Source organism: Acrocarpospora macrocephala (assembly GCF_009687865.1).
In the GTDB taxonomy this organism is placed as follows: domain Bacteria; phylum Actinomycetota; class Actinomycetes; order Streptosporangiales; family Streptosporangiaceae; genus Acrocarpospora; species Acrocarpospora macrocephala.
On the sequence record NZ_BLAE01000092.1, the window covers coordinates 18,987 to 29,664 of the forward strand.

Sequence of the window (10,678 nt, forward strand, 5' to 3'; positions counted from 1 at the left end):
CCGGGCTACGGAGAAACCTTAGCGCGTTCTGGCCGCACTCGTGCGCACCGGCGGGGGCAGCGCCCGTTTTGGCGTCTCCAGGGAAGAGGTGCGCAATCCAGCGGAACACTGCGGTTGTCGCATCCGCCGAACGCGGGTCTGGCGTCTGGCTTTGGGGCGAGCCCTGACGGCTCACCGGCTTGGTGAGTGAAGTACATGAGCGATCAGGCGGCGCGTAGGCAGGTGCTGACGGAGTAGCGGGTGACGCGCCGGATGGGGTGGATGGCCAGGAGGGTGGTCAGGGTGAGGGCGGTGGGGATCAGGAGGAGTGTCGTGGGCAGGGCGAAAGGTGGGGCGTACCAGAGGGGGGTGATGTCGGTGACCACCCGCCACAGGATGCGGCCCAGTGCCAGGCCGAGGGGGATTCCGAAGAGGAGGCCGATCGTCGCGACCGTGGTGGCCTGGGTGAAGATCGCTTGGCGGCATTGGCGTGGGGTGAGGCCGAGGGCGCGCATGGTGGCGATGGCGTGGCGGCGGCGGTGGATGCCGGTGGCCAGGGTGTGGCCGTTGACGCCCAGGGCGAGGAGGGCCAGGAAGGCGCCGAAGGCCAGCGGCAGGATCAGGATGTTGCTGATCTGGGTGTGCTGGATCGGTTTCAGGGGCGGTTCGAATTGGGTGGCGAGGCGTTGGGTGACGGCGGCGGGATCGGCTCCGGCGCGGAGTGCCAGCAGGATCTGGTGGAACTTGAAGAAATTGTCGGGGAAGAGCCGCTGGTAGCCGGCGCCGGTGACCCAGCCGCCTGCGGCGTAACCGTTGTGGGGGCCTTCGGGGACGAACACGATGCCGGTCACCGTGAGCCGGCTGGTGGCTCTCGCCTTCAAAGTGATGATATTTCCGACTTTGGAGGAGGAGTCGCGGGCGGAGTCCGGTGCCAGGGCGATCTCGTCGGGGGCGGTGGGCATGCGGCCCGCCAGGACGACCACAGGGAAGGGGCGCGCGTAGGTGTAGAGGGTGACCGACGTGGCGCCCACGGTTCCCACGCCGATCCGGGCGTCGTTGACCGCCAGCACGTCCGGATCCTGGGCCCAGGTCGCGAGCGGCGCGGGCGCGAAGTCCCGACCGTCCCACCCCGCCCAGGCGGTCAGCTGGAAGGTCTGGCCGAATCTGGCCAGGTCGTCATACGCGTCCACGGCCCCGGCGCGGAAGGTCAGCGCCGCCACCACGCCGAGCACGCCGACGACCGCGCTCGCCAGCGCCGGCCGGGCGGACAGCGAGGACCGGCTCCCCGATTCCAGCGCGAACCGCACCCCAAGCCCGACCGGTACGGGCAACCCGAGCCGATCCACCACCCTCACCAGAGCCGACCGCCGGTGCCTGACGGCCGCCGGCCGCTGCGCGACCTCAGCAGCCAGCCCATACCGTACGGCGAAGCCGGCGGCCCCCACCGCCACCAGCACCATGATCGCCGCCACCGCACCGAAAACCACCCAGTCAGCGCGTACACCCGGATGAGGTTCGACGCCCCCCGCACCCCCGATCGGGAACAGCGGCGAAACCGCCAGCGCGGCGGCCGTCCCGGCGGCGCACCCGCCGAGAGCGGCCAGCCCGGGGCCGGCGGCAGCCGCCAGCACCGCCTGCCGCGGCGTCAGCCCGAGCACCCGCAAAACCGCCAGATTTCCGGCCGAGCCGGTCACATACCGCGTCACGGCCTGGCCGGTCAGCGCCAGCGCGCACACCAGCGCGGCCAGCGCCATCCCGCCCAGGATGGCGGCCTCGAACGTGTTGGCCTGCGCGCTCTTGCGCGCCATCATCGCCAGATCGAGGATCTCGACGTCGTCGCGGCCGGTGAGCTTCGCGAAAGCCTGCCGGAATTCCGGCAGGGCGGACTCCCCGCCCGTCAGCCGGATGATGGCGTTGGCCACGCCTCCCGAGCCTTTCATCATGGCGGCGTGATACCGCTCGGCGAAGGCGATGGTCGTGCTGAGTTCGGGGTTGTTCAGGAGAATCGGCATGCGGATGACTCCGACAATCCGGAGAGGCTGCCGCACGCCCTCGGCCAGCGCGACGACCGTGTCCCCGAGCTTGACGCGATGGGCGGTCAGGAACGGCTCGGAGACCACGGCTTCGTCCACCCGCGCGGGATCAGCCACGCGCCCGGCCAGCACGACGGGACGTTCCATCGCCGTCGTGAACTCCTTGTCCGTCGACGGGTAGCTCACGAACGCCCCGGGCAGCCCCTCCAGGGTGACGTCGGAGAGGAGGAAGGACCCGACGGCGGCCACTCCGGGCAGGCGGCGGACCGCGTCCCAGTCGAAGCCCTCCTGGTTCGGCTGGGCCATGGCGTGCGCGGGCAGCGTGATGGCCCGCAGCCGATCCATCGCCGAGTCGCCGCGCCTGGCCCCGGCGGCGGCCGCCATCACCGTCCCCGAACCCACGGCCACCAGCAGTCCCAGCAGTACCAGGGCTCTTATCCGGCCGCGCAGGTCCAGCCGCAGCCAGGTCCACACCGGAGCCAGCGTTGAGGTCACTCCGCCATTGAGCCGGACGGCGACCGCATCGCCTAGAGGGATAACCCTCAGGTTCGCAGCGCGTGGTGCGCGCCCGCGAGGATCGCGCCGTACTGCAGGGCCACCAGGTGTTTGATCGGGATCGTCTGGTCGGAGGTCTGGGACTCCGCGTCCGCGCACCATTTCTCGTACGTCTCCGACAGCGTGCGCGCGTGCTGCCGGATCGCGGGGGTGGCGTTGCCGATGGCGATCTCGCCGTCCAGCGCGCGGAGCAGGATGCCGCCGAACCTGAGCCGGTAGCTGTGCACCAGGTCACGGCAGGAGGACCGTTCCGCGGCGGTGGCGGGGCGGTCGGAGAGCGGGTCGGCGGCGCGCTGCTCGTCGGTGGTGGCGACGCCCGCGAGCATCGGGATGAAGAAGCGGCTGGCCCGGATGAAAGGGGATTTAGTCGCCAGATCGGCGGAGACTCCGATGAGGGTCTCGTCCAGGACGGTGACCGTGTCGCGCAGGTCGGCGGCCTGGGCGCGGATCAGGTCGGCGTAGACGATGTCGGTCGGCGAGGTGTCGCCCGCGGCGGGGTCCATCCAGTACGGAAGCTCCGCGGTCAGGCAGAGCGTGCCGTACCGGGAGGCGTAGGTGTCGCTGGCCGAGCCGGTGATCAGCTCGGTGGGGTCCTGGCCGAGGGCCTCGGCGTAGTCGTACGTGCGTTCCATCTGGGGGGTGAGGAAGATCGCGGGGGCGAGCTGGGTGATGGCGGGGTGTTCGGGTTCGCCGACGTGGAGGGGCAGGCCGTACAAGCCGGGAAGTTCGGTGAGGATCGCCTGCAGCTCGGGTTCGGGCCGGGAGAGGTAGTAGAAGACGCCGCCGAGTTCGCCGTTGTGCAGGGTGGTCATGAACGCGGGGCGGGTGGCGTCGATCAACCGCATCAGCGCCAGCGTTTCCGGCATGACCCGGTCGAAGTAGGAGCGTTTGTAGGCGAAGGGGAAGGTCCATTCGACCTGTTCGTCCCCGGCGGGGCGGTAGAAGTGGCGGCCGTAGTGCGCCTTGGTGAAGGGCCCGGCGAACCAGCCCTCGTTGAGGCGGGTGCCGTCGGGGTCCAGGCAGCCGACGATGTGCCAGGTCGCGGCCTTGCGCAGGGAGGGTTCCGCGCAGAGCCGGGCGGCCAGATGCACGACGGTGAGGCCGCCGATCGGCTCGTTCGGGTGCGGGCCCGCGGCCACGACCACGTCGCGGGGGCCGTCGCCGACGGTCAGGCAGAGCATGGGATCCCCGAGCCGGGAGGTGCCCACCCGCCGGATCACGGCGGAGTCAGGATGGGCGGCGGCCAGGCGGATGAGGCCGTCGTGGACCTCGTCCACGGTGGCGAAACGATCATAATCGGGTACGGAGTCGAGTTCGCGGCATAACACGGGATCGAGCACCCACCTAGTCTGCCGATCTGGCCCGATCTGTCACATCGTGAGGGGATCCAAGCCGGACCCCACGGACTTGTCGTGATGCGTTAATGGATGCCCATAAATCCGGATAAATCCCATTAAGGCGTGACCATGTGGAGTCGGCTGGTGACCCATCTGGTACGCCCCTGCTTCGCCAGGATTCCCGGCAATCCGACTGAACCACTTCCGACCCGTCAACTGACCCCGACTGACGCTTCTCAGTATAGTTTCGGAGTGATCCTGCCCGATTTCGGGCAGGATTCTTGGAAAACGACGCCCGCTCTCCGTAAGGTCCTGTCCTGTGCCGCATGATGACCTGATCGCGCACCTCACCCGGACCACCCCCCTCGGCCCGGGCGAAGCCGCGCGGGTGGTCGCCGACGTGCTGGCGTACTTCGGCGAACCCGTCGAGGAGTACGTCCGCCGCCGGCACGCCGAACTCAGGTCACGCGGCCTGGCGAACGACGAGATCTTTCGCCGGATCGCCGCCGAGCTGCCGGCCCGGCGGGTCACGGCGCCGGAGCTGTCCCCGCGACAGCTCCGCCGAATTATCTACGGAGGGTGACATGTGCGGAATCGTGGCCTATGTAGGACCGAAGGACGCTGCTCCGATCCTGCTCGAAGGGCTGCAGCGGCTTGAATACCGGGGGTACGACTCCGCGGGCGTCGCGGTCGTCGCGGCGAAAGCGCTCAAGATACGCAAAGTAAAAGGCCGGGTCGCGGACCTCGCCGCCGCGGTCCCGGCCAGATTCAAGGGCACCCTCGGCATCGGCCACACCCGCTGGGCCACCCACGGCGTGCCCAGCGATATCAACGCGCACCCGCACCCGTCCGCCGACGAGCGCATCGCCATCGTGCACAACGGGATCATCGAGAACGCCGACGCGCTCCGCCAGCGCCTGGAGGCCGACGGTGTCACTTTCGTGAGTGAAACCGACTCCGAGGTGCTGTCACACCTGATCGCCCGCACGGCCAAGGAGACCGAAAGCCTCGAAGAGGCGGTGCGGCGGGCGCTGAAACTGGTCGTCGGCACGTATGGAATCGCGGTGATCGACGCCGAGCGGCCCGGCGAGGTCGTGGTGGCTCGCAACGGCAGCCCGATCGTGCTCGGCATCGGCGAGAAGGAGATGTTCGCTGCCTCCGACGTCGCCGCCCTGGTCAGGTATACCCGTCAGGTCGTGCATTTGGAGGACGGTGAGCTCGCGGTTCTGCGCGCCGACGGATTCTCCACTTTCACCAGCGACGCCAGGGAAACCGCGAAGGAGCCGTTCACGGTCGACTGGGACACCGGCCATTACGACACCGGCGGTTACGAGCACTACCTGCTGAAAGAGATCTCCGAGCAGCCGGACACAGTAGGGCGCACCCTCCGCGGCCGGATCGACGACCGATTCCACATTGCGCACCTGGGCGGCCTCAACATGGACGCCCGCGAATCCCGCTCATTCCGCCGCGTGAAAATCATCGGCTGCGGTTCCGCGTACTACTCGGGGCAGATCGGCGCGCAACTCATCGAGGAACTCGCCAGAATTCCCGCCGACGCGGAGCCCGCGTCGGAATTCCGGTATCGCAGCCCCGTCGTCGAGGCCGACACGCTGTACATCGCGATCAGCCAGTCCGGCGAAACCTATGACACGCTCGCGGCCGTGCAGGAATTGAAGCGCAAGGGCGGGCGCGTTCTCGGCATCGTCAACACGGTCGGCAGCGCGATAGCCCGGGAATGCGACGGCGGCGTTTACCTGCACGCGGGCCCTGAGGTATCGGTCGCCTCCACGAAGGCGTTCACCTCCACCTCGGCGGCGTTCGCCCTGCTCGCGCTGCACCTGGGCCGGGTCAGGGACCTGTCGCCCGCCGACGGGCGCCGGATCTGCGACGGCCTGCGCCGCCTGCCCGAGCAGATCAAGGAAATGCTCACCCAGGAGGAGCACATCCGCGAACTCGCCATGCGCTACGCGAAGGACGCGGCGGGAATGATGTTCGTCGGCCGGGTGCGCGGTTATCCCGTCGCCCGCGAAGGCGCCCAGAAACTCAAGGAAATCTCCTACGTGCACGCCGAGGCGTATCCCGCGAGCGAACTCAAGCACGGGCCGCTCGCCCTCATCGGCCCGGAAATGCCCACCGTCGCGATCGTCCCCGACGACGAACTCCTGGACAAGAATCTCACCACGCTGGGCGAGATCCGCGCCCGCAGCGGCCGCATTCTCATGGTCGGCCACCGCACCGCCGACCAGGCCGACGACTGCATCGTGGTCCCCAAGAACGAGACCGAACTCGACCCGATTCTCCTGACCATTCCGCTGCAGCTCTTCGCCTACCACGCCGCCGTCGCCCTCGGCCGCGACGTGGACAAACCCCGCAACCTCGCGAAGAGCGTCACCGTCGAATAACGCCTTTACGCGGTCCGGTACGGCACTCGCCGTACCGGACTTTTTAGCTGCGGACAGCGGTGAGCGCGCTGTCCAGCGTGGAGTATTTGGTCATCCCGCCCACGCGGCCGGTGATTCCGAGCAGGTAGAACGAGCGCTCCAGGCGGGCGGAGAGCCCGCACACCGCGACCCGGTCGCCCATGCCGAGCCGCCGGTAGACGTCGAGGATCACGCGTACGCCGCTGCTGTCCATGAAACGCAGTTCCGAGAGGTCGAACAGCAGCCGCTCCGGGTTCTGCTCCACGGCCTCCTCGACGTGCTTGCTGAACTCGGCTTCGGCCGCGATGTCGAGTTCTCCCCAGACCTTGATCACAGTGAAGGGAGGACGGTGTTCGGTGGACACGCGGAAGTATTGCACCTGACTCACCCCCGATGAGTACCCCCACACAGCAGCCTACGCGGCGGCTATTTTGGCTGATGTCGAGGTATGCGGAGGTGCGATGACGCCGGACGAAGCGCGGGCCCGGTTCCGGGGCGGGCTGCGGGTGCCAACCGCCGGGTTGTGTCCTGGGTGGACGCAGGCCAACCTCCTTGTGGTGCCGCGGGCGTATGCGTACGACCTGCTGCTGTTCGCGCAGCGTAACCCGCGCGCCTGCCCGGTTCTGGACGTGGGGGACGAGGGCGCCGTCCAGACGTCGATCTTCCGTGGCGACCTGCGTACGGATCTGCCGGGGTATGTCGTGTACGAGGACGGGGTGCCGGTGGCGGAACTGTCCGATGTGACCGCGTTCTGGCGGGCCGATCTGGTGCCGTTCCTGTTCGGCTGCAGCTTCACGTTCGAGGACGCGCTGGTGCGGGCCGGTGTTCCCGTCCGGCACCTGGAGGCGGGCTCGAACGTGCCGATGTACCGGACCGGAATCCCGTGCCGCCCGGCGGGCGCGCTGTCAGGGCCGCTGGTGGTGTCGATGCGCCCGATTCCGGCGTCGCTGGTCGCCATGGCCGTACGGGTGACGTCGCGGTATCCCGCGGTGCACGGCGCACCCATCCACGTCGGCGAGCCGGAGGAACTGGGCATTCGCGACCTGAAGGCGCCCGACTTCGGAGACCCCGTGGAGATACGCCCGGGTGAAGTGCCGGTCTTCTGGGCGTGCGGCGTGACGACCCAGGCGGCGGCGATGGCCAGCGGCGTCAGATTCGCGATCGGGCACGCGCCCGGTCACATGGCGATCACGGACGCCCGCGACAGCGACTACATCGTGCCGTGATCACGGGGAACAGCGCGAATTAAAAGGAAACCTTCCTATTGACAACGTCTATGACGACGGTGTTACATCCTCTTAATTTAAGCACTAAAGTACCCACGGTCCGTGCCCGGATGGACCAAACCGGAGGTCTCCATGCGCAAACCCCGGCTTCTCCTCACGGCCGCGGCCATGCTCCTCACCCTGACCAGCGGCCTGGTCGCCCTCACTCCGGCCGAAGCCGCCATCGGCCCGGTCACCTGGTCCGACGAGTTCAACGGCGCCGCCGGCACCTCCATCGACGGCTCCAAGTGGAAATTCGACATCGGTGGCGGCGGCTGGGGCAACAACGAGCTGCAGTACTACACCAACTCCACCCGCAACGTGTCCCACGACGGGCAGGGCCACCTGGCCATCACCGCCCGCCGGGAGAACCCGTCCAACCTCCAGTGCCACTACGGAACCTGCCAGTACACCTCCGGCCGCATCCTGACCGCCGACCGGTTCAGCCAGGCGTACGGGCGATTCGAGGCCAGCATCAAGATCCCCCGAGGCCAGGGCATCTGGCCGGCGTTCTGGACGCTCGGCGGCAATAACTGGCCCACCACCGGCGAGATCGACATCATGGAGAACGTCGGCAGCACGCCCAACACCGTCTACGGCACCGTGCACGGCCCCGGCTACTCCGGCGGCAGCGGCGTCGGCGGCAGCCGCACGATCGGCGCGCCGCTCGCCGACGGCTTCCACAACTACCGGATCGACTGGTCGCCCAACCTCATCATCTGGTATCTGGACGGCTCGGAGTACTTCCGCGTCACGCCCGCCGGCATCCGCGGCAACCAGTGGGTCTTCGACCACCCGTTCTTCATGATCCTGAACGTGGCGGTCGGCGGCAACTGGCCGGGCAGCCCGAACGCCAGCACCACGTTCCCGCAGACGATGCTGATCGACTACGTCCGCGTCTCCGCCTGGACCAACGACAACCCCGGCACCGGCAACGCGCTGAAGTCGAACCTGAACGGCCGCTGCATCGACATTCCCAGCGCCAACCCCGTCGACGCCGCCCGGCTGCAGATGTGGGACTGCAACGGCACCGTCGCCCAGCAATGGTCGATCAACGGCGACGGCACGATCCGCGCGATGGGCAAGTGCATGGACGCCGCGGCCGCCGGAACCGCCAACGGCACGCCGATCCAGCTCTACACCTGCAACGGCACCGCCGCCCAGCGCTTCACCCTCACCGCCGCCGGCGACCTGATCAACCCGGCCTCCAACCGGTGCGTGGACATCGTCGAAGTCAACCCCGCCGCCGGCGCACGCCTGCAACTCTGGGACTGCGCCGGCACCGCCAACCAGAAGTGGACCCGCGCCTGATCCAACCCGGAAAGGCCGTCAGCACCCGCTGACGGCCTTTCCGTACTTGAGTGCGGGTACTCATGACACCGGAAATTCCCCGGCGATTCTGGTCTTATGAGTATTCAAACTAGGCGCATCGTCGCGTGTGCGCTCGGCGGGGCGGCGCTCTGCGCCATCCCCGGCGTCATCCTCGCGCTAGAGCTGTCAGTGTACGTACGGCAATGCTGGCGCATGTCCGGGACCGTCGCGATCCCCGTGGAAGCCTACGAAGCCGGTTTCTCGGGATGCGTCTCGCTCCCTGTGCTCCCGTTCGGCCTGCCCCTGGGACTGATCGGCGGCGCCCTGACCGGCTGCGCCGCCGCACCCTTGCTGACCTCCCGCCGTTCCACGCCCAACCGGGCGGCGGCCCTCCTCATCCTGATCGCGGCGGTCCTCGCGGTGCTCGCCTGGTGGCGGTTCAGCCAGGAGGCCTTCGAAATGGAGACGCTCCTGATCGCGCCCCTCGCCATCGCCACCCTGCTCGCGGGAGCACTCCTGGCGAGCCTGGCCGCGGGCCTGCTCCGCGGGAGCGCCCGCGCCCGCTGGACCACGTTCGTCCTGTTCCTCTGGATCGGCTTCATCACCGTTCCGGGATTCGCCATGGCGACCCAGTGGGGAGGCGGCCTGGATCTCCTCTTCATTGGCGCGCTGGCACTGATCTCGGTGAGCACGCTCGTCCTCCTGCTTATCCCGGACAACCGGATGACCGCGATAGTGAGCTGAGCGACTTTACGTGGACACCGCCGACCGGTTCACGCAGCTGTAACTTTCAGCCTTGTATGCGGTGTTCCAGCAGGTGGACACGGAACCCGGCGAACAGTCCTTAGGCGACTGGCCTGCCCCGATCTAGCGTCTCTGGGAGCGCTCCCAACGCCCCCCCAGGAGGACCCGTGAAACGCTTGAAAGGCATAGGTCTGGCCGTCGTCCTGCTCCTCGGGACGGTCGTCGGCGTCGCGACGCCCGCGAACGCGGCCCCGGTGATCTGTGAGACGTTCGGTTCGACCAGCATCCAGTCCGGCCGGTTCATCGTCATGAACAACGTCTGGGGCGCCAGCACGCCCCAGTGCATCGACGTGAACCAGGCGGGCGGCTTCACCATCCAGTCCGCAGGCCACAACAACGCCACCAACGGCGCCCCGGCCGCCTACCCGGCGATCTACGCGGGCTGCCACTACGGCAACTGCTCGACCGGCAGCAGCCTGCCCATGCAGGCCAACAACGCGGCGTTCAACAACATCCGCAGCAGCGTGAGCTACACCTACCCGAGCAGCGGCACCTACAACGCCTCCTACGACCTCTGGTTCGACCCGACCCCCAGGACCAACGGCCAGAACACCGGCGCCGAGGTCATGATCTGGCTCAACCGGCAGGGCCCGATCCAGCCCTCCGGCTCCCAGGTGGCCACGGTCACGCTGGCGGGCGCGACCTGGCAGGTCTGGTTCGGCAACATCGGCTGGAACGTGATCTCCTACGTCCGGACCACCACCGGCACCACGCTGGACTTCAACATCAACACCTTCTACACCGACGCGGTGAACCGCGGGTACGCGCAGCGCAACTGGTACCTGACCAGCGTCCAGGCCGGTTTCGAGCCCTGGGTCGGCGGCGCGGGCCTGACCTTGAACAACTTCACCTACACCACCACGGGTGGTGGCGGCGACACCAGCCCGCCCACCGCCCCGGGCAGCCTGACCGCCTCGGGCACCACCGCCAACAGCACCAACCTGTCCTGGTCGCCCTCCTCCGACAACACC

Annotated in this window: 9 protein-coding genes; 6 read left to right on the top strand and 3 right to left on the bottom strand. The window is 68.3% G+C overall.

All coding sequences use genetic code 11. The features are described 5' to 3' along the window. Positions 1–203: 203 nt before the first annotated feature. A complete protein-coding gene (locus tag Amac_RS48360; RefSeq protein WP_155361190.1) occupies positions 204–2,507 on the bottom strand; it encodes an ABC transporter permease in 2,304 nt (767 codons plus the stop codon). A 47-nt stretch (positions 2,508–2,554) separates the two neighbouring features. Continuing rightward, the gene (locus Amac_RS48365; RefSeq protein WP_155361191.1) at positions 2,555–3,907 is read right to left on the bottom strand and encodes a M14 family zinc carboxypeptidase; all 1,353 of its coding nucleotides are present in this window, start codon (positions 3,905–3,907) and stop codon (positions 2,555–2,557) included. Positions 3,908–4,223: 316 nt separating this feature from the next. On the opposite strand from Amac_RS48365, the gene Amac_RS48370 reads away from it, so the two are divergent. Both Amac_RS48370 and glmS read left to right on the top strand, forming a co-directional pair. Further along, entirely contained in the window at positions 4,224–4,487 is a 264-nt protein-coding gene (locus Amac_RS48370) for a hypothetical protein (protein WP_155347942.1), read from the top strand. A 1-nt stretch (position 4,488) separates the two neighbouring features. Next, positions 4,489–6,309, top strand: a complete 1,821-nt coding sequence (gene glmS / locus Amac_RS48375; RefSeq protein WP_155361192.1) for a glutamine--fructose-6-phosphate transaminase (isomerizing) — start codon at positions 4,489–4,491, stop codon at positions 6,307–6,309. Between the two features lie 43 nt (positions 6,310–6,352). Here glmS and Amac_RS48380 read toward each other — a convergent pair whose 3' ends face one another. Next, positions 6,353–6,715 (bottom strand): STAS domain-containing protein, encoded by a 363-nt coding sequence (locus Amac_RS48380; RefSeq protein WP_170323035.1) that lies wholly within the window; start codon positions 6,713–6,715, stop codon positions 6,353–6,355. Between the two features lie 73 nt (positions 6,716–6,788). Here Amac_RS48380 and Amac_RS48385 point away from each other — a divergent pair, with 73 nt between their 5' ends. The 4 genes from Amac_RS48385 to Amac_RS54205 form a co-directional block, all read left to right on the top strand. Further along, positions 6,789–7,553, top strand: coding sequence for a putative hydro-lyase (locus tag Amac_RS48385; RefSeq protein ID WP_155361194.1), 765 nt, complete (start codon positions 6,789–6,791; stop codon positions 7,551–7,553). A 132-nt stretch (positions 7,554–7,685) separates the two neighbouring features. Next, positions 7,686–8,903 (top strand): glycoside hydrolase family 16 protein, encoded by a 1,218-nt coding sequence (locus tag Amac_RS48390; protein ID WP_155361195.1) that lies wholly within the window; start codon positions 7,686–7,688, stop codon positions 8,901–8,903. 96 nt (positions 8,904–8,999) lie between these two features. Continuing rightward, positions 9,000–9,647 carry a hypothetical protein gene (locus Amac_RS48395; protein ID WP_155361196.1) on the top strand — a complete coding sequence of 216 codons (648 nt, stop codon included), beginning with the start codon at positions 9,000–9,002 and terminating at the stop codon, positions 9,645–9,647. Positions 9,648–9,814: 167 nt separating this feature from the next. Continuing rightward, the coding region (locus Amac_RS54205; protein ID WP_444978812.1) for a GH12 family glycosyl hydrolase domain-containing protein at positions 9,815–10,678 on the top strand (864 nt) is incomplete at its 3' end.

Excerpts from the sequence above, each read along its gene's own strand:
- glmS (WP_155361192.1), top strand. The coding sequence starts at position 4,489 with ATGTGCGGAATCGTGGCCTATGTAGGACCGAAGGACGCTGCTCCGATC.
- Amac_RS48385 (WP_155361194.1), top strand. The coding sequence starts at position 6,789 with ATGACGCCGGACGAAGCGCGGGCCCGGTTCCGGGGCGGGCTGCGGGTG.
- Amac_RS48390 (WP_155361195.1), top strand. The coding sequence starts at position 7,686 with ATGCGCAAACCCCGGCTTCTCCTCACGGCCGCGGCCATGCTCCTCACC.
- Amac_RS48395 (WP_155361196.1), top strand. The coding sequence starts at position 9,000 with ATGAGTATTCAAACTAGGCGCATCGTCGCGTGTGCGCTCGGCGGGGCG.